This is a genomic window from Paenibacillus sp. FSL H3-0286, from assembly GCF_045040705.1.
GTDB lineage: Bacteria > Bacillota > Bacilli > Paenibacillales > Paenibacillaceae > Paenibacillus_AQ > Paenibacillus_AQ odorifer.
In genome coordinates, this window is record NZ_CP150285.1 from 6397521 (window position 1) to 6422286 (window position 24766).

39 protein-coding genes are annotated in these 24766 nt (G+C 44.8%); all 39 read right to left on the reverse strand.

The window, feature by feature from the left end; all coding sequences use genetic code 11:
* Positions 1 to 65: 65 nt before the first annotated feature.
* Positions 66 to 1235, reverse strand: coding sequence for a sulfate adenylyltransferase (gene sat / locus MHB37_RS28580; RefSeq protein WP_405168758.1), 1170 nt, complete (start codon positions 1233 to 1235; stop codon positions 66 to 68).
* A gap of 37 nt (positions 1236 to 1272) precedes the next feature.
* A complete protein-coding gene (locus MHB37_RS28585; protein WP_036680616.1) occupies positions 1273 to 1965 on the reverse strand; it encodes a phosphoadenylyl-sulfate reductase in 693 nt (230 codons plus the stop codon).
* A 228-nt stretch (positions 1966 to 2193) separates the two neighbouring features.
* The gene (rpsI, locus tag MHB37_RS28590; RefSeq protein WP_025706574.1) at positions 2194 to 2586 is read right to left on the reverse strand and encodes a 30S ribosomal protein S9; all 393 of its coding nucleotides are present in this window, start codon (positions 2584 to 2586) and stop codon (positions 2194 to 2196) included.
* Positions 2587 to 2606: 20 nt separating this feature from the next.
* Complete coding sequence (gene rplM, locus MHB37_RS28595) at positions 2607 to 3044, reverse strand: 50S ribosomal protein L13 (RefSeq protein ID WP_036680589.1); 438 nt, start codon at positions 3042 to 3044, stop codon at positions 2607 to 2609.
* 229 nt (positions 3045 to 3273) lie between these two features.
* A complete protein-coding gene (truA, locus tag MHB37_RS28600) occupies positions 3274 to 4056 on the reverse strand; it encodes a tRNA pseudouridine(38-40) synthase TruA (protein ID WP_036680587.1) in 783 nt (260 codons plus the stop codon).
* A 317-nt stretch (positions 4057 to 4373) separates the two neighbouring features.
* Entirely contained in the window at positions 4374 to 4739 is a 366-nt protein-coding gene (gene rplQ / locus MHB37_RS28605; RefSeq protein ID WP_019908254.1) for a 50S ribosomal protein L17, read from the reverse strand.
* A gap of 34 nt (positions 4740 to 4773) precedes the next feature.
* Positions 4774 to 5718, reverse strand: a complete 945-nt coding sequence (locus MHB37_RS28610) for a DNA-directed RNA polymerase subunit alpha (RefSeq protein ID WP_036680585.1) — start codon at positions 5716 to 5718, stop codon at positions 4774 to 4776.
* Between the two features lie 130 nt (positions 5719 to 5848).
* The gene (rpsK, locus tag MHB37_RS28615) at positions 5849 to 6244 is read right to left on the reverse strand and encodes a 30S ribosomal protein S11 (protein ID WP_019908251.1); all 396 of its coding nucleotides are present in this window, start codon (positions 6242 to 6244) and stop codon (positions 5849 to 5851) included.
* A 19-nt stretch (positions 6245 to 6263) separates the two neighbouring features.
* Positions 6264 to 6632: a 30S ribosomal protein S13 gene (gene rpsM, locus MHB37_RS28620; RefSeq protein ID WP_036680583.1), complete on the reverse strand. Its 369-nt coding sequence runs from the start codon at positions 6630 to 6632 to the stop codon at positions 6264 to 6266.
* 19 nt (positions 6633 to 6651) lie between these two features.
* Positions 6652 to 6765, reverse strand: coding sequence for a 50S ribosomal protein L36 (gene rpmJ / locus MHB37_RS28625; RefSeq protein WP_003322638.1), 114 nt, complete (start codon positions 6763 to 6765; stop codon positions 6652 to 6654).
* Positions 6766 to 6818: 53 nt separating this feature from the next.
* Positions 6819 to 7034: a translation initiation factor IF-1 gene (gene infA, locus MHB37_RS28630; RefSeq protein ID WP_036652996.1), complete on the reverse strand. Its 216-nt coding sequence runs from the start codon at positions 7032 to 7034 to the stop codon at positions 6819 to 6821.
* A gap of 2 nt (positions 7035 to 7036) precedes the next feature.
* On the reverse strand, positions 7037 to 7345 hold the full coding sequence (locus MHB37_RS28635; protein WP_036680581.1) for a KOW domain-containing RNA-binding protein: 309 nt from the start codon (positions 7343 to 7345) through the stop codon (positions 7037 to 7039).
* Between the two features lie 11 nt (positions 7346 to 7356).
* Positions 7357 to 8109 carry a type I methionyl aminopeptidase gene (gene map, locus MHB37_RS28640; protein ID WP_038573450.1) on the reverse strand — a complete coding sequence of 251 codons (753 nt, stop codon included), beginning with the start codon at positions 8107 to 8109 and terminating at the stop codon, positions 7357 to 7359.
* Positions 8110 to 8113: 4 nt separating this feature from the next.
* A complete protein-coding gene (locus MHB37_RS28645) occupies positions 8114 to 8758 on the reverse strand; it encodes an adenylate kinase (RefSeq protein ID WP_038573451.1) in 645 nt (214 codons plus the stop codon).
* A gap of 96 nt (positions 8759 to 8854) precedes the next feature.
* Positions 8855 to 10153 (reverse strand): preprotein translocase subunit SecY, encoded by a 1299-nt coding sequence (gene secY, locus MHB37_RS28650; protein WP_076130016.1) that lies wholly within the window; start codon positions 10151 to 10153, stop codon positions 8855 to 8857.
* A complete protein-coding gene (gene rplO, locus MHB37_RS28655; RefSeq protein ID WP_036680569.1) occupies positions 10153 to 10593 on the reverse strand; it encodes a 50S ribosomal protein L15 in 441 nt (146 codons plus the stop codon). Before rplO ends, secY begins: the two co-directional genes overlap by 1 nt.
* Before the next feature lie 40 nt (positions 10594 to 10633).
* A complete protein-coding gene (gene rpmD, locus MHB37_RS28660; protein WP_036680567.1) occupies positions 10634 to 10819 on the reverse strand; it encodes a 50S ribosomal protein L30 in 186 nt (61 codons plus the stop codon).
* Between the two features lie 14 nt (positions 10820 to 10833).
* The gene (gene rpsE, locus MHB37_RS28665) at positions 10834 to 11331 is read right to left on the reverse strand and encodes a 30S ribosomal protein S5 (protein WP_036652980.1); all 498 of its coding nucleotides are present in this window, start codon (positions 11329 to 11331) and stop codon (positions 10834 to 10836) included.
* A 27-nt stretch (positions 11332 to 11358) separates the two neighbouring features.
* A complete protein-coding gene (gene rplR / locus MHB37_RS28670; protein ID WP_036680564.1) occupies positions 11359 to 11727 on the reverse strand; it encodes a 50S ribosomal protein L18 in 369 nt (122 codons plus the stop codon).
* 84 nt (positions 11728 to 11811) lie between these two features.
* Complete coding sequence (gene rplF / locus MHB37_RS28675; protein ID WP_036680562.1) at positions 11812 to 12354, reverse strand: 50S ribosomal protein L6; 543 nt, start codon at positions 12352 to 12354, stop codon at positions 11812 to 11814.
* Between the two features lie 30 nt (positions 12355 to 12384).
* Positions 12385 to 12783, reverse strand: coding sequence for a 30S ribosomal protein S8 (gene rpsH / locus MHB37_RS28680; RefSeq protein ID WP_036680560.1), 399 nt, complete (start codon positions 12781 to 12783; stop codon positions 12385 to 12387).
* Between the two features lie 32 nt (positions 12784 to 12815).
* The gene (locus tag MHB37_RS28685) at positions 12816 to 13001 is read right to left on the reverse strand and encodes a type Z 30S ribosomal protein S14 (RefSeq protein ID WP_013312154.1); all 186 of its coding nucleotides are present in this window, start codon (positions 12999 to 13001) and stop codon (positions 12816 to 12818) included.
* Positions 13002 to 13050: 49 nt separating this feature from the next.
* Positions 13051 to 13593 carry a 50S ribosomal protein L5 gene (rplE, locus tag MHB37_RS28690; protein ID WP_036680558.1) on the reverse strand — a complete coding sequence of 181 codons (543 nt, stop codon included), beginning with the start codon at positions 13591 to 13593 and terminating at the stop codon, positions 13051 to 13053.
* A gap of 31 nt (positions 13594 to 13624) precedes the next feature.
* Positions 13625 to 13978: a 50S ribosomal protein L24 gene (gene rplX, locus MHB37_RS28695; protein WP_076099615.1), complete on the reverse strand. Its 354-nt coding sequence runs from the start codon at positions 13976 to 13978 to the stop codon at positions 13625 to 13627.
* A 48-nt stretch (positions 13979 to 14026) separates the two neighbouring features.
* Positions 14027 to 14395, reverse strand: a complete 369-nt coding sequence (gene rplN / locus MHB37_RS28700) for a 50S ribosomal protein L14 (RefSeq protein WP_036680556.1) — start codon at positions 14393 to 14395, stop codon at positions 14027 to 14029.
* A 38-nt stretch (positions 14396 to 14433) separates the two neighbouring features.
* A complete protein-coding gene (rpsQ, locus tag MHB37_RS28705) occupies positions 14434 to 14700 on the reverse strand; it encodes a 30S ribosomal protein S17 (RefSeq protein ID WP_036680554.1) in 267 nt (88 codons plus the stop codon).
* Between the two features lie 43 nt (positions 14701 to 14743).
* Positions 14744 to 14941 carry a 50S ribosomal protein L29 gene (rpmC, locus tag MHB37_RS28710; protein WP_019908232.1) on the reverse strand — a complete coding sequence of 66 codons (198 nt, stop codon included), beginning with the start codon at positions 14939 to 14941 and terminating at the stop codon, positions 14744 to 14746.
* A complete protein-coding gene (gene rplP, locus MHB37_RS28715) occupies positions 14931 to 15365 on the reverse strand; it encodes a 50S ribosomal protein L16 (RefSeq protein WP_036680552.1) in 435 nt (144 codons plus the stop codon). The genes rpmC and rplP overlap by 11 nt, the downstream gene beginning before the upstream one ends.
* A gap of 2 nt (positions 15366 to 15367) precedes the next feature.
* Positions 15368 to 16033 carry a 30S ribosomal protein S3 gene (gene rpsC / locus MHB37_RS28720; protein ID WP_038573452.1) on the reverse strand — a complete coding sequence of 222 codons (666 nt, stop codon included), beginning with the start codon at positions 16031 to 16033 and terminating at the stop codon, positions 15368 to 15370.
* Positions 16034 to 16046: 13 nt separating this feature from the next.
* Positions 16047 to 16379, reverse strand: coding sequence for a 50S ribosomal protein L22 (gene rplV, locus MHB37_RS28725; RefSeq protein WP_036680546.1), 333 nt, complete (start codon positions 16377 to 16379; stop codon positions 16047 to 16049).
* A gap of 33 nt (positions 16380 to 16412) precedes the next feature.
* Positions 16413 to 16691, reverse strand: coding sequence for a 30S ribosomal protein S19 (gene rpsS / locus MHB37_RS28730; RefSeq protein WP_036652940.1), 279 nt, complete (start codon positions 16689 to 16691; stop codon positions 16413 to 16415).
* 76 nt (positions 16692 to 16767) lie between these two features.
* Complete coding sequence (gene rplB, locus MHB37_RS28735; protein WP_036680541.1) at positions 16768 to 17598, reverse strand: 50S ribosomal protein L2; 831 nt, start codon at positions 17596 to 17598, stop codon at positions 16768 to 16770.
* A 29-nt stretch (positions 17599 to 17627) separates the two neighbouring features.
* The gene (gene rplW / locus MHB37_RS28740; RefSeq protein WP_036680537.1) at positions 17628 to 17921 is read right to left on the reverse strand and encodes a 50S ribosomal protein L23; all 294 of its coding nucleotides are present in this window, start codon (positions 17919 to 17921) and stop codon (positions 17628 to 17630) included.
* Complete coding sequence (rplD, locus tag MHB37_RS28745) at positions 17921 to 18544, reverse strand: 50S ribosomal protein L4 (RefSeq protein ID WP_312149940.1); 624 nt, start codon at positions 18542 to 18544, stop codon at positions 17921 to 17923. The genes rplW and rplD overlap by 1 nt, the downstream gene beginning before the upstream one ends.
* A gap of 25 nt (positions 18545 to 18569) precedes the next feature.
* Positions 18570 to 19193: a 50S ribosomal protein L3 gene (gene rplC / locus MHB37_RS28750; RefSeq protein ID WP_036680532.1), complete on the reverse strand. Its 624-nt coding sequence runs from the start codon at positions 19191 to 19193 to the stop codon at positions 18570 to 18572.
* 42 nt (positions 19194 to 19235) lie between these two features.
* A complete protein-coding gene (rpsJ, locus tag MHB37_RS28755; RefSeq protein ID WP_017692074.1) occupies positions 19236 to 19544 on the reverse strand; it encodes a 30S ribosomal protein S10 in 309 nt (102 codons plus the stop codon).
* Between the two features lie 225 nt (positions 19545 to 19769).
* A complete protein-coding gene (locus tag MHB37_RS28760; RefSeq protein WP_405168759.1) occupies positions 19770 to 21119 on the reverse strand; it encodes a protoglobin domain-containing protein in 1350 nt (449 codons plus the stop codon).
* Between the two features lie 261 nt (positions 21120 to 21380).
* Entirely contained in the window at positions 21381 to 22571 is a 1191-nt protein-coding gene (tuf, locus tag MHB37_RS28765) for an elongation factor Tu (RefSeq protein ID WP_036680523.1), read from the reverse strand.
* Between the two features lie 109 nt (positions 22572 to 22680).
* Entirely contained in the window at positions 22681 to 24759 is a 2079-nt protein-coding gene (fusA, locus tag MHB37_RS28770; protein WP_036680521.1) for an elongation factor G, read from the reverse strand.
* Positions 24760 to 24766: the final 7 nt, after the last annotated feature.

Sequence of the window (24766 nt, forward strand, 5' to 3'; positions counted from 1 at the left end):
TCGTCCCGATAGATAATACTCATCTATATGGGACAAGAAGGCCAAATAGTACTAGCTAACGATGATTAAGCTGTTACTTCTTGAGTCATGCCTTCAATTAGAATCTGCGCAACCTCAGGTCGCGTAAATTCAGGAGGCGGACATTGACCCTCCCGAAGCAAAGCCCGTACCTTTGTACCCGACAATGTCATATGATCGTCGCCAGGATGTGGGCAGGTTTTACTGGAAGCCATATTTCCGCATTTTTTACAGAAGAAGCTGTGTTCAAAAAATAATGGAGTAATATCAAGTTCCTCAGCGGTGAAATCCGCAAAAATTTCTTGCGCTTCATAAGTTCCGTAGTAATCACCTACGCCCGCATGGTCACGTCCGACAATAAAATGGGTGCAGCCGTAATTTTTGCGAACCATAGCATGAAAAATCGCTTCTCTCGGACCAGCATAACGCATGGCCGCCGGGAAAACACCTAGAAAGGTACGATCCTCAGGATAATAATTCTCCAAAAGCGCCAGGTAGCTCTTCATTCGTACATTTGCCGGTACATCATCAGACTTCGTCTCACCCACTAGCGGGTTTAAGAACAGAGCGTCTACAACCTCCATAGCGCATTTTTGAATATATTCATGTGCACGATGAACTGGGTTACGCGTCTGGAAGCCTACAACTGTTCTCCAGCCCTTGTCTGCAAATATCTTACGTGTAGCTGAAGGGTCAAAATAAAATTCTCCGAACTTTTCTCGCTGTGGTCTATTCAGCACTGTAATTGGTCCTCCTACATAGATAGCCGGGCGGGCCAACAGCTTACTTACTCCTGGATGTTCAGGGTCTGTTGTTTTGAATACATTTTGCGCTTCAAGGTTTTGATCAACCGTATAAATACTCTCAATATCCAATAAACCGTAGATCTCGCCATCCTCTTCACCGATTAGAGATACCTTGTCTCCAATAGCTAAACCAGAGGCCACATCCTCTTCTACAGCAAGTGTTATTGGAATGCTCCACACTGTGCCATCTGCTAAACGCATGTTTTTGACTACGGAGTGATAATCTTGTTCATTCAAAAATCCAGTCAGTGGAGAAAATGCACCTACCGCTATTAGATCCAAATCAGATAAAGTCCAAGTGTTCACGGCAAGCGCCTTATATTCACGTGCAAGCTCCAGCAATTCTTCTCTTTCTGTACCCTCTACTACACGGTTAACTAATGTTCCGCCATGCGGACGTATTGAAGTCATTATCGTCTCTCCTTCTGTGTTCTCACGGGGATAGGTCTTACTTGTGTAATCCGCACTCAGTCTTCTCTGATCCAGCCCAACGTCCAGCACGCGGATCTTCACCAGGCATAACCTGACGTGTACATTGCTCACAGCCGATACTTGGATAGTTACGGTCATGTAGAGGGTTATAAATTACATCATTTTCACGAATATAGTTCCATACATCCTCGGTTGTCCAATCCGCAATTGGATTAAACTTAACCAAACCAAATTTATAATCATACTCAACCTTTTTGGCATTAGCACGGGTAGGCGCTTGGTCACGACGAATCCCTGTAATCCAAGCTTCATATTGAGATAGGATACGAGTCAGCGGCTCTACTTTACGAATCCCACAGCATTGGTTAGGGTCTACTGTCCATAACGCATCACCGTGTTGAAGTGCTTGCTCCTGCGGAGTGATTTGTGGAGACACTCGTACGAACTCCAGCCCGTATTTATCTGCCATCAAATCTCGGGTCTCATAGGTTTCCTTAAAATGATAATCTGTATCGAGATAAAAGACGTCTGTAGACGGACTAACTTTGTGAAGCATATCAACTAGCACTACATCTTCGGCACCAAAGCTGCAGGCAAAAGTAATGTTAGGAAATGTTTCTACAGCCCAGCGGATAATTTCCTCGGGTGAAGCAGTTTCTAATTCTTCGGCCTTAACTTTGATTAAATCCTCTTTCTCGAGCAGGTTCATTAAGGTATTCCTCCATCCAAAATATTAATCGTATGAATAAATGAGGTAAAAGAAGTAATAAAACCAACTAATTCTATATGAAATAGTATATAACTTTTACTGAGGAAGTCAATGCGTTTCAACCGTTAGAATTAGTAAATAGATGCAAAAAAAGCCCATTTCTTGTGGAAAGGGGCAATAAAAAATAAAACCCTTGGCCATATGGCCAAGGGTTGAATTCTGTAAATATTAACGTTTCGAGAACTGAGGCGCACGACGTGCAGCCTTCAAGCCGTATTTCTTACGTTCCTTCATACGTGGGTCACGAGTCAGGAAGCCGGCTTTCTTCAATGCACCGCGATATTCAGGGTCAACTTTAAGCAATGCACGGGAGATACCGTGACGAATTGCTCCAGCTTGACCGGAAATGCCGCCACCATGTGCAAGAACGATTACATCGTAGTTGCCCAGTGTTTCAGTCAGGTTCAAAGGTTGTTTTACGATCATTTTCAGTGTTTCCACACCGAAATATTCGTCCATCTCACGTTTGTTAATGACAATGCGTCCTTCACCCGGTACAAGGCGAACACGTGCTACCGAATGTTTACGACGACCTGTCCCATAGTATTGTACTTGTGCCATGAAACTGTCCTCCTCTATTCTTATCCGCGAAGTTCGTAAACTTCAGGTTTTTGTGCTGCATGTGGATGCTCGGCGCCTGCATATACTTTCAATCTCAGCTTCATGTGGTCCCCTTGACGAGTCTTAGGAATCATACCATGAACCGCGAATTCAATTACGCGTTCTGGTTTAGTATTCAGCAGAGTTTCAGCATTAGTAACTTTCAAACCACCTGGGTGCATCGAGTGACGGTAGTATTTTTTGTTTTGCAATTTCTTACCGGTCAAGTGAATTTTCTCAGCGTTGATTACGATAACGAAATCTCCTGTATCAACGTGTGGAGTGAATTGCGGTTTGTGTTTGCCACGGATCAAAGCAGCGGCTTCGCTGGCCAAACGACCGAGTGTTTTGCCTTCGGCATCAATAATGTGCCAATTGCGTTCAACTTCGTTCGGCTTCGCCATATAGGTGGTACGCATGAATGTTTCCTCCTTGTTCTCGTACGAAAATCTTCTGTTTCGTATATCTTGTTTCTCATTGAATTACGATTATGTGAGTTAAGCAAAGCATTTTTTTGGCATTTTCTCGATCGGGGCTGTGGGATAGCCATCAAGAAAACACAACTTTTATATTACAGTATAAACATAACAAGTGCAAGTGATTTTTAAACATTTAACCTATTAATCAGGAAGAAATTTATAGAAAAAACTATTCACTTTCAATCTCGTCATATTCAACACTCCACAAAGCTAACCCCATGGCCACAGCTGTTGGACCGGCATGTGATCGATCACATGCTGCCAATATTTCAGCAACCTTATCAGCAGGTATTTTACCTTCCCCCACATGGATCAAAGTCCCCATAATAATGCGAACCATGTGCTGAAGAAATCCACTACCCGTTATATAAGTATGGATAACTCCTTGATCTGATGAAGAGGGTCGGCACATACTGCGGTCTACTTCCATATGAGCTTCAAAGATCGTTCGTACATGAGAAGTCTTCGTAGACCGTCGTGATGCAAACGAAGTGAAGTCATGTGTCCCTATAATTTGCGTTAAGCCTTGCTGCATCGCAGGAATATCCAACTTCACTGGATGGTGAAGCTGCCAGCGCCGCTGAAACGGATCTGGAAACCTGTTGCCATTGATCGTGTATCGGTAAGTTTTACGCTTAGCCCCTCTACGAGAGTGAAACGTTAGCGGAACTTCCCTAGCCTCTGTAACCACGATGTCTTGTGGCAGCCGGGCATTAAGCGCTAGACACCAACGTTCAGTTGGGATTCGAGAGGAGGTTGTAAAGTTAAAAGGCTGGCCATAGGCATGTACTCCGGCATCTGTGCGGCCTGAAGCAGTAATCTTAAGCTTCTCACCTGTCAGATGGAGTATGGCTTGCTCCAGCCGATCCTGAATCGTATTGCCCTGAGGCTGGGTCTGAAAGCCATCATAATTCGTTCCGTCATAATTGACCTTCATCAATAGATTACGCATTCCGTTCTCCTTTTTAAACCGGTCAGCAGAACGTCGATCGAAGCACTGTCTGATCTTCTATTTGAAGAAATGGCTTCGCCGTCCCTAGAAGGACGGCATCCATTTTTCATATATAGAACTACAAGTCCTATAGGATCCTTAATTTCAAAAAAAAGAGCCCCTGCGGGAGCTCCTTCAATTGAACCAAGGTGATTCCCACGGTTATTAGTACAGCAGAGTCTTGCGCCTCTGCAGCACAATAACGCTGATATTTCCCCCATCTTTACTCCAAAGAGGGCTGGATGAAAGGGAAGCATCGGAAATCAATACTTGTGATACTACGCGCGGTCTACCAATTCAAGATAAACCATAGGCGCAGCGTCGCCACGACGAGGTCCTAGTTTAAGGATACGAGTGTATCCACCTGGACGCTCAGTGTAACGAGGAGCAATGTCAGAGAACAATTTTTGAATTGCATCTTGTTCACCATCAACAGTCTCGCGGCGAACAAATGCAGCTACTTGACGACGAGCATGAAGATCACCTTTTTTAGCTTTAGTGATCAGCTTTTCAGCGATAGAACGAACTTCTTTCGCTTTAGCTTCCGTTGTTTGGATGCGCTCGTATAAAAACAGATCCGTTACCATGTCGCGAAATAACGCTTTACGCGCACTGGAATCACGGCCCAATTTTTGGTATGCCATTGTGTTTTCCCTCCTTTACTAAAGCAATCTGCAGCTATTCTTCTGTGCGGAGACCCAAACCAAGTTCCTCAAGCTTTTCCTGAACTTCTTCCAAAGATTTGCGACCAAGGTTACGCACCTTCATCATATCTTCTTCAGTCTTCGTGGTAAGCTCTTGTACGGTATTAATACCAGCACGTTTGAGGCAGTTGTAGGAACGAACAGAAAGATCAAGCTCTTCGATTGTCATCTCAAGTACTTTTTCTTTTTTGTCTTCTTCTTTTTCAACCATAATTTCGGCGTCTTTCGCTTCGTCCGTAAGACCTACGAACAGAACGAGGTGCTCGTTCAAAATTTTGGCTCCGAGGCTTACAGCCTCTTCCGGTCTGATACTTCCATCCGTCCAAATTTCAAGCGTCAATTTGTCATAGTTAGTCACTTGACCAACACGTGTATTGTCTATGCCGTAGTTAACGCGTGAAATTGGAGTGTAGATGGAGTCAACTGGAATAACACCAATTGGCTGATCGTCACGTTTGTTCCGGTCCGCTTGGACATAGCCGCGACCACGGCCTGCAAAAATACGCATATGAAGTCTCGCACCAGGTCCCAGCGTTGCAATGTGAAGATCCGGATTGAGGATCTCAACATCGCTGTCCGCACGGATATCACCTGCGGTAACGATGCCTTCCCCTTCAGCATCAATCTCGAACACTTTTTCCTCGTCTGAATGAATCTTCAGAGACAAGGCTTTAAGGTTCAGAATGATTTCCGTCACATCTTCCATTACGCCTGGAACGGTCGAGAACTCATGCAGAACGCCGTCAATTTGGACCGAAGTCACTGCGGCTCCTGGAAGCGAAGAAAGCAATATCCGGCGAAGCGAGTTCCCCAGAGTCGTGCCATACCCACGTTCCAGCGGTTCAACTACGAATTTCCCATAGGTACCTTCATCATTAGCTTCTACGGTCTCAATCTTCGGCTTTTCGATTTCTATCACGAGTTTACCCCTCCTTCAACGTCGCTCCTATATGAAACTGTCACCCCATCAGGTGCATCATGTAGTATGCCTAAACACCTATTATTAGCAGATGCGTCAGAATTATACCACATTCACAATACTGATTTCACTATACGCGACGACGCTTAGGCGGACGGCATCCATTGTGAGGAACCGGAGTTACGTCTTTAATAAGGTTAACTTCAAGCCCTGCAGCTTGAAGGGAACGGATGGCTGCTTCGCGGCCCGCGCCCGGTCCTTTAACCATAACCTCAACCGACTTCATGCCGTGCTCCATAGCTGCTTTAGCTGCTGATTCAGCTGCCATTTGCGCTGCGAATGGAGTGGACTTACGGGAACCTTTAAATCCTTGGCCGCCGGAGCTTGCCCAGGAAATTGCATTTCCGTGAGGATCCGTGATGGTAACGATGGTGTTGTTGAACGTGGAACGAATATGTGCCACGCCGGATTCGATATTTTTACGGTCGCGACGTTTGGTACGTACGACTTTTTTCGGTTTAGCCATTGTCTCTTATCCCCCCTTATTATTTCTTTTTGTTTGCTACCGTACGACGCGGGCCTTTCCGGGTACGGGCATTCGTTTTAGTACGTTGACCGCGAACAGGCAATCCACGACGGTGGCGAACACCGCGGTAACAGCCGATCTCAGTAAGACGTTTAATATTTAAGGAAATTTCACGACGCAGGTCACCTTCAACCTTAACCGTTTTGTCGATCGTTTCACGCAGTTTGCTGACTTCATCTTCCGTCAAATCACGGACACGTGTATTAGCGCTAATGCCTGTTTCATTAAGAATTTTCTGAGAAGTCGTTTTACCGATTCCGAAAATATAAGTCAAGGCGATCTCAACGCGTTTGTCACGTGGCAAATCCACTCCAGCTATACGAGCCATTTTACGCTACACCCCCTTCTTAACCTTGTTTTTGTTTGTGTTTCGGATTTTCGCAAATCACCATAACAGTCCCTTTGCGGCGGATTACTTTACATTTCTCGCAAATGGGCTTTACAGAAGGTCTTACCTTCATGTTAATTACCTCCTCAAAGTTTTGCGAAGCAAAACTTTTTTCGTAGTTCCCATCTATTTACGGTAAGTTATACGACCTTTTGATAAATCATAAGGCGATAACTGCACGACCACTTTGTCTCCGGTCAAAATACGGATAAAGTGCATCCGCAATTTACCGGATACATGGGCAAGTATTTGATGACCGTTCTCAAGCTCAACCTTAAACGTTGCATTTGGCAACGGTTCAAGGACAGTACCTTCTACTTCAATGACATCTTCCTTAGCCACAGTTAGTCTCCTTTCTCATCAGCACTTATTCCGGTGGGTCCAGCATACTTCATGACTGCGAATCGCAGCTTTCCGTTTGTTACCCGCCCAGTTTCCTTCAAACTGTCCACAACCTCACTGCTGATGAAGGGTATGAGCTCAAGATGAAGAATATTCTTCTTCTTTGGCCCATCAAACTTACGTTTGTCTCCATCTGCAATGTATACAAATCTGCTATCAACAACTGCGATAACAACGGCTGCCTCTCCGGCATCTTTGCCTTTGAGAATTCTCACTAATTGACCAACCTGCGGGCTGCTCACAGTATTCAAGTGGAGATCACCTACGCATTCAGTTTTGTGAAAATTTCCATGCCGTCCGGAGTAACTGCTACTGTATGCTCGAAGTGAGCACATAGTGAGCCATCAACCGTAACGACAGTCCAGTTATCTTCCAGTGTTCTGACATGTCTCTTTCCTGCGTTTACCATCGGCTCAATCGCGAGCACCATACCCGGTTTCAGACGTGGTCCGCGGTCCGCTATGCCATAATTCGGAATTTGCGGTTCTTCATGCAGTTTTGCCCCAATACCATGACCAACATACTCACGTACGACTGAGAAACCAGCCTCTTCGATGTATTGCTGAATAGCATGGGAGATTGTAAACAAGCGCACATCCGGCTTAACTAACGCCAGTCCCGCGTACAAGGAGCCTTCCGTAACGTCCAGCAAACGCTGAGCCTCTTCGGAAATGCTGCCCACACCGTAGGTCCAGGCGGAATCACCGTGATAACCGCGGTACTCTGCACCGATATCCAGCGTAACAATATCGCCTTCGATCAGTTTACGTTTACCTGGAAATCCATGCACCAATTGTTCGTTGACTGAAGCGCAAATGCTGGCAGGAAAACCGTTGTAGCCTTTGAAAGACGGCACAGCATCTTGACTGCGAATGTATTGATCGGCGATTCTGTCGAGCTCGCCCGTTGTAATGCCAGGCTCAATGGCCTGAGCAATAAGACGGTGACTCTCGGCAACAATTCGACCAGCTTCCCTCATAAAGGCAAGTTCCTGTTCGGATTTACAAATGATCATTACATTAACCCCGCATTAAAGACACGATTTCAGAAGTAACGACATTAATTTCGTTTTCCCCGTTTACCTGACGCAAAAGACCTTTATTATCATAAAACGCAAGCAGCGGCGCTGTTTTATTATCATACTCATCCAGGCGCTTGCCTACACTTTCTTCGTTGTCATCCGGACGTTGATATAATTCACCGCCATCAATGTCGCAAATGCCATCTTGCTTCGGCGGGTTGAAGATTAAATGGTAGGATGCTCCGCAAACGCTGCAGATACGACGTCCAGTAAGACGCGCCATTAGCAATCCACGGTCAACATTCAAGTTGATGACATGATCCAAAGAAGTGTTCAAACGGCTAAGAATATCATCCAGCGCTTCCGCTTGCGAAAGAGTTCTTGGAAAACCATCCAATAGAAATCCTTTTTCGCAATCGGACTGCTGCAGCCGTTCTTCGACTATCCCAATGGTCACATCATCTGGTACAAGCAAACCTTGATCTATAAACGATTTGGCCTTCAATCCTACCGGAGTTTCCTGTTTGATTGCCAAACGGAAAGCATCTCCTGTTGAAATATGAGGAATACCAAATTCTTTAACGATTTCTGCCGCTTGTGTTCCCTTGCCTGCCCCAGGAGGGCCCATGAATAAAATGTTCACGATTTCTCTCTCCCCCCAAAAGTTCGCCACCAAGCAAGAAACAGCATAATAGGTGCCGGGAAGAATAAAAACTTAAGCTTCACCGGAACCTATCACCTATTTATTGATGAAGCCTTTGTAATGGCGTTTGATCAATTGGCTCTCGATCTGCTTCATAGTATCCAATGCCACACCGATTACGATCAGCAGTGATGTACCGCCAATTCGAACTTCTTTAGGCAATCCAGATAAAGCACCGAAGAACATCGGCAGAACAGAGATCAAAGCTAGGAACAAAGCGCCGGACATAGTCAGACGAGACATTACTCTAGTCAGATATTTCTCTGTAGCTTTACCAGGACGGATACCTGGAATGTAACCACCATTCTTCTTCATGTTATCGGCCATCTGCTGAGGATTCATCTGCACGAACGTATAGAAGAACGTGAACCCGATGATCATCACTACATACAGAAGCATACCAAGTGGAGCATCGGTTGCTAAATACTTAGCAATCCATTGAGCCCAGGCATGTGTTGACCAGAAACTGGAGAGAACAACTGGGAACTGAAGCAATGATACGGCGAAGATTACCGGAATTACACCTGCCGCATTAATTTTCAATGGGATATGTGTATTCTGTCCACCGTACATTTTATTGCCGACTACGCGTTTAGCGTATTGAACAGGAATCTTCCGAATACCTTGCTGTACGAAGATAACTGCTGTAATAATCGCTACAATCACAATCAGCACGATAACGACTTTAAGAATATTCAGGAACACCTGATCCGGCTGAATAAAACTTGAGTTAGCCGTACTTGTGATATATCCCGGAATGGCGGCGACGATTCCCGCAAAAATCAGGATCGAAATCCCGTTCCCGATTCCCTTTTCGGTAATCTGTTCACCAAGCCACATCAAGAAAGAAGTACCCGCCGTCAAGATAATGGCAACCAGCAAGTAATCAGCAAATGTCGCATTCGGCATCATTTGAGTATTATATATCCGGTTAAACCCTATCGACGTAGCAAAACCTTGGATCAGGGCTAATATCACTGTACCGTAACGAGTGATTTGCGCCAATTGTTTTTTCCCGTGCTCCCCTTGTTTAGCCCATTCAGCAAACTTAGGAACAACATCCATCGACAGCAATTGCACGATGATGGATGCTGTAATGTACGGGTAAATACTGATCGCAAATATCGAGAAGTTTTTGAGCGCTCCGCCCGAAAAGGTGTTCAAGAGTCCCATCAAAGCGTCACCGCTCTGATTTGCTGTTTGCAGTACATCTTTGTTCACACCAGGAACCGGAACAAACGAACCGATACGGTAGATAATCAGAATGAACAAGGTAAACAGGATCTTTTTGCGCAAATCTTCAACATGCCAGATATTCTTAAGCGTCTTGAACATTAGATCACCTCGGTTTTACCGCCGGCAGCCTCGATTTTCTCTACCGCAGATTGAGAGAACTTATTTGCTTGTACAGTCAATTTTACGGTCAACTCACCGTTGCCGAGAATCTTGATGCCGCTTTTGGAATTCTTGACAACACCAGTTTCAAGCAACAACTGCGGAGTCACTTCAGTTCCTTCTGCAAAGCTATTCAGATCTTCCAGGTTCACAATCGCATACTCTTTACGGGTAGGATTGACGAAACCACGTTTAGGCAGACGACGATAGAGCGGATTTTGTCCACCCTCGAAGCCCGGACGAACACCACCGCCAGAACGTGAGTTTTGACCTTTGTGACCGCGACCGGAAGTTTTACCATTTCCGCTACTAGGACCACGACCAACGCGATTGCGTTCTTTGCGGGAACCAGGAGCTGGAGCAAGTTCATGTAACTTCATCGTTTGCACCTCCTTATGTTTGTTAATTTATGCGAGGCGATTAGCCTTCAATTTCAGTTACAGATAGCAAGTGACTCACTTTATTGATCATTCCGCGAATTGCAGGACTGTCATTGTGAACCACTGTCGTGTTGAGTTTACGCAGGCCGAGCGTCTTAACAGTAACACGTTGTGTTTCTGGACGTCCGATTACACTACGTACGAGGGTAATTTGCAATTTTGCCATTGACGTTCCCCTCCTTAACCGCGCAATTCTTCGACAGATTTGCCGCGAAGTTTCGCGACCTCTTCAATGCGTTTCAGACGGGAAAGTCCCTCCAAAGTTGCATTGACCATGTTCATGGAATTCGAAGAACCCAGTGATTTTGTCAAAATGTCGCCAACGCCTGCCAATTCCAATACCGCACGAACTGGACCGCCAGCGATAACGCCAGTACCCTCTGATGCTGGTTTCAGCAACACGCGTCCTGCGCCGAAGTGTCCAGTAACGAGATGGGGAATCGAAGTTCCTACGATTGGGATGTGAATCAGGTTTTTCTTGGCGTCTTCAATGCCTTTACGGATGGCATCCGGAACTTCGCCGGCTTTACCGATACCAGCACCGACGTAGCCGTTGCCGTCGCCCACAACAACAAGTGCACTAAAGCTGAAACGGCGTCCGCCTTTTACAACTTTTGCAACACGGTTAATGTGTACAACTCTTTCTGTCAGTTCTAAACTGTTCGGATCTACACGCAAGTCGTTAACCTCCTTTTAAGAATTATTCTAGAATTCAAGACCAGCTTCACGAGCTGCATCAGCCAATGCTTGAATCCGTCCATGGTACAAGTAACCTCCGCGGTCGAATACGACCACTGCATATCCTTTTTCTTTGGCACGCTCAGCGACCAATTGGCCAACTTTCGCTGCAGCTTCAACGCTACCGCCATTACCGATATTAGCGCTCAGATCTTTATCAAGTGTAGAAGCGGATACGATAGTAACCCCTTTAACATCATCGATCAGTTGAGCGTAGATGTGTTTCGAAGAACGGAATACGTTCAAACGTGGACGCTCAGTAGTTCCCTGGATCTTCTTACGAACACGCAGGTGTCTTTTGAGACGAGCCTTGTTTTTATCTTCTTTTGTAATCATGACTTCCCTTTCACTCCCTTCAGTTTGCCGTAAACAGCTTCACTTTAAGATGCACGGGGTATCTTACAATTAAGTTTAAACTGGTTATTTCTTCTTACCAGCTTTACCTTCTTTGCGGATGATACGCTCGCCTTCATATTTGATACCTTTACCTTTATACGGTTCTGGTTCACGAACGGAACGGATTTTAGCAGCGTATGCGCCAACGCGTTCTTTATCGATACCTTTAACGATGATCTTCGTGTTCGCAGGAACTTCGAACTCGATACCAGCTTCCGGTGTAATTTCAACCGGGTGGGAATAACCAACGTTCAGAACGATTTTATCTCCGGATTTGCTTGCACGATATCCGACCCCAACCAGTTCCAGAGATTTCGAGAAACCTTCAGTCACACCTGCTACCATGTTGTTGACAACGGAGCGGGTTGTGCCGTGAAGTGAACGATGCAATTTGTTATCCGACGGGCGAACAACGGTAATTTCGTTATTTTCAACTGTAACCTTCATGTCTTTATGAAGCTCACGAGTCAAAGAACCTTTTGGACCTTTTACTGTAATAACGGCGTTGTCCAAAGTGACATCTACACCGCTAGGTACTGCGATTGGTTTGCGACCAATACGAGACATGTGTTGCACCTCCTTATCTTGTGACGTTTATTACCAAATGTAGCAGACAACTTCTCCGCCAGATTTTGATTGACGAGCTTCTTTGTCGGTCATAACTCCCTTAGATGTGGAGATAATCGCGATTCCTAGACCACCGAGTACACGAGGCACTTCATTGCTCTTCGTGTATACGCGAAGGCCTGGTTTACTGATTCTTTTCAAACCAGAAATAACACGCTCTTGGTTAGGGCCGTATTTCAAGAAGATACGGATAATCCCTTGTTTGCTATCTTCAACGAATTCCGCATCGCGGATGAAACCTTCACGCTTCAAAATGTCAGCGATTTGTTTCTTCATAGTAGAAGCAGGCATTTCTACCGTCTCGTGACGCACAATGTTAGCGTTACGAATACGAGTAAGCATATCTGCAATAGGATCAGACATAGTCATGTGTGTAAACCTCCTTCCCGTTTATAAACTTCTTACCAACTTGCTTTTTTCACGCCAGGGATCTGGCCTTTATAAGCTAATTCACGGAAACAAATTCTGCAAATTTTGAACTTTTGCAGTACCGAATGTGGACGACCACAACGTTCGCAACGTGTATATGCACGTACTTTAAACTTAGGCGTACGTTGTTGTTTAACTTTCATCGAAGTTTTTGCCACTTAGCCTGACACCTCCTAAACATTTTCGGAGAAAATGGATTAACCGACTTTATTTTGCGAAAGGCATTCCCAGCTGACCCAGCAGCTCGCGGGATTCCTCGTCCGTCTTAGCAGTCGTTACAATAACGATGTCCATACCGCGGACTTTATCCACTTTGTCATATTCGATCTCGGGGAAGATCAATTGTTCTTTAAGACCAAGTGTGTAGTTACCACGGCCGTCAAAGGCTTTAGTGGAAACACCACGGAAGTCACGTACACGTGGAAGTGTTACGTTGAACAATTTGTCCAAGAAGTAATACATACGCTCTCCGCGCAGTGTTACTTTAACCCCAATCGGCATATTTTCGCGTAGTTTGAAACCAGCGATGGATTTTTTAGCTTTAGTGATTACTGGTTTTTGACCAGCGATCAACTGCATGTCATTAACTGCAGCATCAAGTACTTTGGAGTTTTGAACAGCGTCACCCACACCCATGTTGATGACAACCTTCTCGATCTTAGGCACTTGCATAACAGTTGTATAGTTAAACTTCTGCATCAAAGCAGGTGTAATTTCGTTAAGAAAACGTTCTTTCATTCTTGCTGCCATGAAGATTTAACCTCCTTTCTTAAGGGCTAGATTAGTCGATAATCTCTCCGGATCTTTTAGCAATCCGAACTTTTTTACCATTGTCCAAAACTTTGTAACCGATACGGGTTACTTTGCCGGTCTTCGGATCGATGTGCATTACGTTGGACACATGAATCGAAGCTTCCTGCTCAATAATTCCACCCTGTGGATTCAGCTGGTTCGGCTTTTGGTGTTTTTTCACCATATTGACGCCTTCTACCAGAACGCGGTTTTCACGAGGATAAGCAGCGATGACACGGCCTTTTTTGCCTTTGTCTTTACCACTGATCACAAGCACCACGTCATCTTTCTTCACGTGCAGTTTATTGTTATGGGATTCCAGAACTTTTTTCACTCTAGGCATTTATTACACCTCCTATAACTAACCTTCAACTTATTGGTGCCGTGTTTATTAGATAACTTCCGGTGCCAAGGAAACGATCTTCATGTAGTCTTTATCGCGAAGTTCGCGAGCAACTGGTCCAAAGATACGTGTTCCACGAGGGCTTCTGTCGTCTTTAACAACAACAGCTGCATTTTCGTCGAATGCGATGTAAGATCCATCTTTACGACGAACGGAACGTTTCGTACGAACAACTACCGCTCTAACAACATCACCTTTTTTGACAACGCCGCCTGGTGTTGCTTGTTTAACGGAACAAACGATCAAATCACCGATTGCTGCTGTACGGCGTCCAGTACCACCCAGTACGCGGATACACATCAGTTCCTTCGCACCAGAGTTGTCAGCCACATGCAAACGTGTAAATGGTTGAATCATTATAATTTCCTCCTTCCGGAAAAACTCTCTTGATTATCTTAGATGATAACCGCTGCTTCTACCACTTCAACTAGTCTCCAACGTTTGTCCTTAGACAACGGACGAGTTTCCATGAGTTTTACGGTATCGCCAATCTTTGCAACATTTCCCTCATCATGTGCTTTGAATTTCTTCGTAGACTTGATGCGTTTGTGGTACAAATTGTGTTTCTTATAGGTTTCAACAGCAACTACGATGGTTTTATCCATTTTATCACTGACCACTTTACCGATTAGCACTTTACGTGCATTACGTTCTTCACTCATTAGTTAGCCTCCTTCCTGAATACGGATCTGCGATCCGTCTCACTTAACTAATCCCAAGCACTCTTTGATGGATCACGGTTTTAGCACGAGCTATTTCCTTACGCACGTCACGAATCCGAGTTGGGTTGTCCAATTGGCCAGTTGCCAATTGAAAACGGAGATTAAAAAGTTCCTCTTTGAATCCAGCGATCTTTTGTTCAATCTCAGCAGTGGTTAAGTTGCGAAGTTCATTAGCTTTCATTTGCTTCACCACCCAATTCTTCACGTTTCACAAACTTAGTCTTTACAGGCAGCTTGTGAGCGGCAAGACGCATCGCTTCACGAGCGATTTCTTCCGACACGCCTCCGAGTTCGAACATAATCTTGCCCGGTTTAACTACGGCTACCCATTTCTCAACGTTACCTTTACCACTACCCATACGAACCTCGAGAGGCTTTTGAGTAATAGGTTTATCTGGGAAAATCTTGATCCAAACTTGACCGCCACGTTTGATATAACGTGTCATCGCGATACGAGCAGCTTCGATCTGACGGTTAGTGATCCAAGACGGTTCAAGTGCAACCAGGCCGAATTCGCCGAAGTTCAATTCAGTACCGCCTTTTGCCATACCCTTCATGTGTCCGCGTTGTTGCTTGCGGTGTTTTACGCGTTTTGGTACCAACATGATTAGTTGCCTCCTTCCTGAGCAGCTTGTTTCTTAGCTGGGGGAAGAACTTCTCCACGGTAGATCCATACTTTTACGCCGATAAGACCGTAAGTTGTATGTGCTTCAGCCGTTCCGTAATCGATATCGGCACGAAGCGTATGAAGTGGAACTGTTCCTTCGCTATAACCTTCTGAACGAGCAATCTCAGCTCCGCCAAGACGTCCGCCCACTTGAGTTTTAATCCCTTTTGCGCCAGAACGCATAGTTCTTTGAATCGCTTGTTTGAGGGCACGACGGAACGATACACGACGTTCCAATTGTTGAGCAATGCTCTCAGCTACAAGAATTGCATCCAATTCAGGGTGCTTGATTTCATTGATGTTGATGTGTACTTTTTTGCCACCAGCGATTGCTGTAACTGCGCTGCGAAGTACTTCTACTTCTGCTCCGCCTTTACCAATAACCATACCTGGTTTAGCTGTATGAATTGTAACGTTCACGCGGCTAGCCGCTCTTTCGATCTCGATATGGGAAACAGCGGAATCCTTCAATTTGCCTTTAAGGTATTCCCGGATTTTGACGTCTTCCATCAGAAGAGTACCGAAATCTTTTCCTGCATACCATTTAGATTCCCAATCGCGAATAATACCGATTCGGAGTCCGATTGGATTTACCTTTTGACCCACGTGTTATCCCTCCTTATTTCTCAGATACCACCAGTGTAATGTGGCTCGTGCGTTTATTGATCCGACTTGCGCGGCCCATGGCGCGCGGACGGAAACGTTTCATAGTAGGTCCTTGGTTAACGAAAACCTCGCTAACGAACAAACTGTTCACGTCCAAAGAATAGTTATGCTCAGCATTCGCAATTGCCGAATTAAGCAACTTTTCAACGACCGGAGAAGCGGATTTCGGAGTGTGGCGAAGAATAGCAATTGCTTCCCCCACTTGCTTACCGCGAATCAAGTCAACAACCAGTTTCGCTTTACGAGCGGAAATTCGCACCGATCTTGCATGTGCTTTTGCTTCCATTGTTTAACCTCCTTTCAAACAGAGACCTTATTATTATCTTCTTGTTTTCTTATCGTCACCCGCGTGGCCTTTGTAAGTACGTGTTGGCGCGAACTCGCCCAACTTGTGACCTACCATATCTTCTGTTACGTATACAGGCACGTGTTTACGGCCGTCATATACACCAAACGTATGTCCGATAAACTGAGGGAAAATGGTTGAGCGACGGGACCAAGTTTTAACTACAACCTTTTTCTCAGCCTCGTTCAGTTCCTCAACTTTTTTAAGCAGGTAGCCATCGATAAACGGCCCCTTCTTTAAACTGCGACCCATGTGTGAATCCTCCCTTCATCCGGTTCTTCAAACCGCGAATCGACGCTTCGCGCTTTATTAACTTGCCAGAAGCGTCTTATTTAGTGCGGCGGCGAACGATATATTTATCAGATGCCTTGTTTTTCTTACGCGTTTTGTAACCAAGGGTTGGTTTGCCCCATGGAGACATTGGCGATTTACGTCCGATTGGAGCGCGACCTTCACCACCACCGTGTGGGTGATCGTTAGGGTTCATTACTACCCCGCGAACTTCAGGACGACGGCCGAGCCAGCGACTACGTCCAGCTTTACCGATTTTGATCAATTCGTGATCTTCGTTACCTACGGAACCGATAGTAGCACGGCATACGCTAAGGATCTTACGAACCTCACCGGATGACAAACGAACGGAACAGTATTTTTCTTCTTTACCAAGCAATTGAGCTTCTGTACCAGCTGCACGAACCAATTGTCCGCCTTTACCTGGTTTCAACTCAATGTTGTGGATAACTGTACCTACTGGAATGTTCTCCAGTGGAAGACTGTTACCAATTTTGATGTCGGCCGCAGGACCGGACTCTACTTTATCCCCAACTCTTAGACCTTTAGGAGCGATGATATAACGTTTCTCTCCATCAGCATAGTGGATCAAAGCAATATTAGATGTGCGGTTCGGGTCATACTCGATTGTAGCAACGCTACCTGGTATGCCGTCTTTAGTCCGCTTGAAGTCGATAATACGGTATTTACGTTTATGTCCGCCGCCATGGTGACGAACCGTAATTTTACCTTGGTTGTTGCGTCCCGCATGTTTGAACAGCGGAGAAAGCAACGATTTCTCTGGCTGGTTTGTTGTAATTTCTTCAAACGTAGACACGGACATAGCGCGTCTTGCCGGAGAGGTCGGTTTGTACTTTTTGATTGGCACTGTAGTTCCCTCCTTACTTCAACAGAGTATTATTCTACCGCTTCAAAAAATTCAAGCGGTTTGCTGTCCGGGCTAAGCTTAACGATGGCTTTTTTCCACTCTGGAGTGTAACCAGAATATTTACCATAACGTTTCAGTTTACCAGGTACGCGCATTGTGTTCACATTAGTTACTTTTACTTTGAAAATAGCCTCGACAGCTTTTTTGATTTCGGTTTTGTTAGCACGGATATCCACTTCAAAAGCGTATTTCATTTCGCTCATGTAGTCGGAAGTACGTTCCGTAATCACCGGACGTTTGATAATATCACGAGGATCTTTCATTACGCGAACACCTCCTCTACCTTCAGAACTGCTTCTTTAGTGATGATCAGTTTGTCGTACGTCAGTACGTCAAGAACATTAATGCCGTCAGCCGCTACGAATTTCACCCCAGGGATGTTACGAGCGGAAAGTGCTACGTTATCATCATAGCTAGTAGCTACGATCAACGCTTTACGATCTACTTTCAGGTTGTTCAAGATTGCTGCGAATTCTTTCGTCTTCGGAGCATTCATTGTCAAGCTATCCAATACGATAATGTCATTCTCGAGTACTTTCGAGGACAAAGCGGATTTGATCGCCAAACGACGAACCTTCTTAGGCAGTTTCCAGGAATAGCTACGTGGTGTTGGTCCGAAGACAACGCCGCCGCCTTTCCATTGTGGAGAACGAATGGAGCCTTGACGAGCGCGACCTGTACCTTTTTGTTTCCAAGGTTTACGTCCACCGCCACGAACTTCAGAACGTCCTTTTACTTTGTGTGTACCACGACGTAGGGAAGCTCTTTGCATAAGCGCAGCTTCATGTAGAACGTGCTCATTCGGTTCAATACCGAATACTGAATCGCTCAGTTCCACTTCACCAACTTCGTTGCCACTAATATTAAAAAGTGTTACTTTTGGCATTTCATGTTCCTCCTTTCTTCAATAATTATTTCTTAACGGTTTGTTTAACTTTCACGAAGCTGTTTTTAGGACCTGGGATAGCGCCTTTAACCAGCAATACGTTACGTTCAACATCAACCTTGATAATTTCAAGCTTTTGAACCGTAATAGTCGTGTGACCCATATGTCCTGGAAGGCGTTTGCCCTTAGGAACACGGTTAGCTTGGATAGAACCCATGGAACCCGGTCTTCTGTGGTAACGCGATCCGTGTGCCATTGGTCCGCGGCTTTGTCCCCAACGTTTGATGTTACCTTGGAAACCTTTACCTTTAGATGTACCAGTTACGTCAACAAATTCGCCCTCAGCAAAGATATCAGCCTTCAGCTCTTGTCCAACCTCGAGAGACCCGAGATCAACACCGCGAATTTCACGAACGTAGCGCTTAGGTGTTGCATTTGCCTTTTTGGCGTGACCCTGTTCAGGCTTATTGGAGCGTTTTTCTTTTTTATCAGAAAAGCCCAATTGCACTGCTTCATATCCGTCGATATTCAGGTCTTTCTTTTGCAGTACTACACAAGGGCCTGCTTCGATAACAGTAACAGGAATTACGTTACCTTCTGGAGTAAACACTTGAGTCATACCGAGTTTTTTTCCTAAGATACCTTTCAATGTTGACACCTCTTTTCTTTTCCTAAATTACTTAAAATAGAATTACAATTTGATTTCGATATCTACACCGGACGGTAGATCCAAGCGCATCAAGGCATCCACAGTTTGTGGTGTTGGGTTCACAATATCGATCAAACGTTTGTGAGTCCGTTGTTCAAACTGTTCACGGGAATCCTTGTACTTGTGTACCGCACGGAGAATAGTAATGATTTGCTTCTCAGTTGGTAACGGAATCGGCCCGGACACACCTGCACCCGAACGTTTTGCTGTTTCAACAATCTTCTCAGCGGATTGATCAAGAATTCTGTGGTCGTATGCTTTCAAGCGAATACGAATTTTTTGCTTTGCCATTTTAGTCCCTCCTTCTATCGCCCAATTTGGTATCGGACATACTCCGTGAAAATTTTCTGACCTCGTCCCCATGGCAAAGGGGCCGGGTGTGTCAGTAACCTCTCACATCATCGCAACGTCTCAGAACAACATTTATTATTATATATAATAGGCAGCAGTATTGCAAGCGAAAATAGAAAAACAACGCATATTTTTTTCATGCGCTGTTCTTCTACTATATATATGTTAAAGATTCTCTGTGGCAGACTTAAAAAACTCTGCGGAGGAAGCAGTCTGAGCCGTTGCTGTTCCGATCCCCTCAATGGTTTGGATTAAGGTTCTTATTTCTTCTTCCACTATTACAATCTCCTGTGTACTGCTACGCATAGCGTCTACAATATCAGAGAACAAAAGACTAGTCTCGACCGATTGGTGCTTCCCATTCTTAGTTAACTCCTGCACCTTACGAATCTCTTCTACAACCTGCTGAGTGAGTAGACCTGATTTATTTGTTAGCTCTACGATCTGAATTACAGTACTCTTAGTATCCTCTGCAAGCCGGCTAACTTCTTGAGCAACCACACTAAAACCTCTACCATGCTCACCGGCTCTAGCGGCTTCAATCGTTGCATTAAGTGAGAGGATTTTAGTCTGATCGGCAATTTCCCTTACTGAGTTCACAATTTTTTGAATTTGCTTAGAGGAATCGCTTAACTCAATGATCGAGTCTTCCATCTCACTGGTGGTCTGATATATAAGATTAATTTGCTCAGTCAAATCACCCAAGTGTTCGTGCCCATCTGTAGCTAATCCCTGTGACTCCAGGGCGGATGCAGCCGTACGTTGGAATGTTCCACTTACTTCATTGCTGCTTGCCACTAGCTGCTTTACAGCAGCATTAGTATCGATGCTATAATCTATCAATTCAACGCTAAACTCTGAAATTTTTTGTTTTAATTCATTTTTCACCAATAGATATTGCTCTTCCTTCTCTTTTATGTTCTCCTTCTCATATTCTTCTAGAACCAGCTGCTGCTCAAGGTTAAGGAGTTTGGTCACGGTCTGAACCACTCGAAGGCGTGTATTATCATCGTTTGTTTCATTATATATAACGCGTATAAATACGTTCTGAAGATTCTGAAAAGCAGATAAGTACCATTTGGGCTCAAGCCCTACTTTTTTATGAATATTAGCGATCATTAGACGCTTTGCTATGTACTCATCATCAACCTTTCCATTAAAAATCTCTAGAATATGCCCACGAAGAGTAGTTTTTAACCTGTCTATACTGCTATGCTCTAAAATAATAGCTTCAAGTTTATTTACGCCTAATACCGAATTGTAAAATTGATCAATGATATAGTCTATATTCTGCTCAACAACAGGTTTCACCCTGCGTAGTAAGTTCAAATCTGCTTCAGTTAGATCAATCATTCTCATCTGCTCGTTAAGCTCACCATGTCCCTCCAGCTTATGAAAAGACCCTGCCACAGAATGATTCTGATCCTTGAAGTCTAAGGAATGAGAGGCAGGAGAATCCACATTATTATTACGTGCAGTTAACGCATGCATGAAGGAAAAAGGACATTTCCCCATATTACCACTCCCCCACAATTCCTATTATTTTACATTATTATTCCTCCTTCATTTTACTCTATCATTAGTATAATTGTAAACAATTGATTGTTGTAATTTGACGAATTATGTAGAAAAAGATCATATTGTTATGCTTTATTATCAATTGGTGTCGAATAATACATTATTCTCAGAAAAAAAACAAAAAAGCCCCTGATTCTCCGCAAGAAGAATCAGGGGTGTTTGTAATTCGGAATCTACCCGCAGATAGAAGTCAAATTATTATTTTTGGATAGAAGCTACGCTACCAGCACCAACTGTACGGCCACCTTCGCGAATGGAGAATTTAGTACCTTCTTCAATAGCGATTGGGGAGATCAGTTGTACGGTTACGGAGATGTTATCACCAGGCATAACCATTTCAGTACCTTCTGGCAAGTTGATGATACCAGTTACGTCAGTTGTACGGAAGTAGAACTGTGGACGGTATCCAGTGAAGAAAGGCTTGTGACGGCCACCTTCTTCTTTTGTCAGAACGTAAATTTGAGCAGTGAACTCAGTGTGTGGTTTAACGGAGTTCGGCTTAGCCAATACTTGACCACGCTCGATCATGTTACGGTCAACACCACGAAGCAATGCTCCGATGTTGTCCCCAGCTTGAGCGGAATCCAGCAATTTACGGAACATTTCTACGCCCGTAACTACGGATTTCTTAGTATCTTCGTGAATACCAACGATTTCGATTTCTTCTCCGACTTTAACTGTTCCGCGTTCTACGCGACCAGTTGCCACAGTACCGCGGCCAGTGATGGAGAATACGTCTTCGACAGGCATCAAGAAAGGCTTGTCAGTTTGACGCTCAGGAAGTGGAATGTACTCATCGATTGTTTCAAACATTTCGATGATTTTTTTAGCGTAATCGCCATCTGGGTTTTGCAGAGCTTCACGAGCAGAACCACGGATGATTGGAGTATCGTCGCCTGGGAAGTCATACTCGCTAAGCAAGTCGCGAACTTCCATTTCAACCAATTCCAACAACTCTTCGTCTTCAACCATGTCGCATTTGTTCAAGAAGACAACGATGTAAGGAACGCCTACTTGACGGGACAACAGGATGTGCTCGCGAGTTTGTGGCATTGGGCCATCAGCTGCGGATACAACCAGGATAGCTCCGTCCATTTGCGCTGCGCCAGTGATCATGTTTTTAACATAGTCGGCGTGACCAGGGCAGTCTACGTGAGCGTAGTGACGGTTAGGAGTTTCATATTCAACGTGGGAAGTGGAGATTGTGATACCACGTTCGCGCTCTTCAGGAGCTTTGTCGATTTGATCGAATGCGATAGCTGCGCCACCGTAAGTTTTGGACAATACAGTAGTGATTGCAGCAGTCAGAGTCGTTTTACCATGGTCGACGTGACCAATAGTACCGATGTTAACGTGCGGTTTGTTACGTTCAAACTTTGCCTTTGCCATTTGAACAGTTCCTCCTTAATGTGGGGTTCCTTATATTTGAGCCGCCCGCATACCTGTAATCTTAGATGACTGAGTGTTTATACCCGGGACGGCAAGTTAAAACTGGTAATTATTCAGCGCCTTTGTTCTTTGCAGCGATCTCTTCCGCAATGGATTTAGGAACTTCTTCATAGTGAGAAAGCTCCATTGAGAATACGCCACGTCCTTGTGTACCAGAACGAAGTGTTGTAGAGTATCCGAACATTTCGGAAAGAGGCACCTTAGCACGGATAATTTGCGCTCCACCACGGGAATCCATACCTTCGATACGGCCACGGCGGGAGTTCAGCATACCCATTACATCACCCATATATTCCTCAGGAACAGTTACTTCGACTTTCATGATTGGCTCAAGCAGGACAGGCTTACACTTGTCTTTAGCTGCTTTGAGTGCCATCGAACCGGCAATTTTAAATGCCATTTCGTTGGAATCGACATCATGATAAGAACCATCTACGATGGTAGCTTTAACGTCTACTAGCGGGAAGCCAGCAAGTACGCCGTTTTTCATTTGTTCTTCAATACCCGCAAGTGCAGGAGCGATGTACTCTCTAGGAACCGAGCCACCAACAACTTTACTTTCGAATTTGCTACCAGTACCTGGTTCGAGGGGTTCAAATTCAACCCATACGTGACCGTATTGACCACGACCACCAGATTGGCGTACAAATTTACCTTCGACGCGAGCAGGTGCCTTGAACGTTTCGCGGTAAGCTACCTGTGGTTTACCCACATTAGTTTCTACTTTGAACTCACGACGCATACGGTCGATGATGATGTCCAAGTGAAGTTCACCCATACCAGCCAGGATTGTTTGGCCTGTTTCTTCATCAGTGTGAGCACGAAGAGTTGGATCCTCTTCAGTCAACTTTCCGAGAGCAACGCCCATTTTATCTTGGTCAGCTTTAGTTTTTGGTTCAACAGCGATCTCGATAACTGGATCAGGGAAGTTCATTGATTCCAGAATTACTGGATTCTTCTCATCACACAGTGTATCACCTGTACTGGTATCTTTCAAACCAACAGCAGCTGCGATGTCGCCAGAATACACGATGGAAATTTCTTGACGGCTGTTCGCATGCATTTGAAGGATACGACCAATACGTTCACGCTTGTTCTTAGTTGCATTAACTACGTATGATCCGGACTCAAGTACGCCTGAGTAAACACGGAAGAACGTAAGTTTACCAACATAAGGGTCTGTCATGATTTTAAATGCCAAAGCTGCAAACGGCTCTTCATCCGAAGAGTGACGAACAGCTTCTGTACCGTCATCAAGATGTCCAGTAATAGCTGGAACGTCAAGAGGAGATGGCAAGTAATCAACAACAGCATCCAGCATAAGCTGAATCCCTTTGTTTCGGTAGGAAGATCCAGCAATTACAGGGAACAATTTAACTTCAACTACGCCTTTGCGAATTGCAGCTTTAATTTCCGGAATTGTAATTTCTTCGCCTTCCAAATACTTCATAGTCAGATCCTCATCAAGTTCAGCAACTTTCTCGATCAACTCGAGACGCAGCTCCTCAACTTTGGCCAAATATTCTTCCGGAATATCCGTTACTTCGATGTTTTGGCCCAGATCATCTCTGAACATGTGTGCTTTTTGCTCAACTAGGTCGATAATACCAGTGAAATCACTTTCTGCACCAATTGGCAATTGAATAGCAACTGCATTGGCTTGAAGGCGATCACGCATAGTTTCGATTACGTTAAGGAAATCCGCACCGATAATGTCCATTTTGTTTACATATGCAATCCGGGGAACGTTATAACGGTCAGCCTGTCTCCATACGGTTTCAGACTGAGGCTCAACGCCCTCTTTTGCACTAAATACACCAACTGCCCCATCCAATACACGCAGGGAACGTTCAACTTCAACAGTGAAGTCAACGTGTCCTGGGGTATCAATGATATTGATGCGGTGACCTTTCCACGCAGCAGTCGTAGCAGCGGACGTAATCGTGATTCCGCGCTCTTGTTCTTGCTCCATCCAGTCCATTGTAGCAGCACCCTCGTGAACTTCACCGATTTTGTGCGTACGGCCTGTATAGAAAAGAATCCGCTCTGTGGTAGTTGTTTTACCAGCATCAATATGCGCCATGATCCCGATGTTACGTGTATTTTTTAAGGAGAACTCTCTAGCCATGAAATGG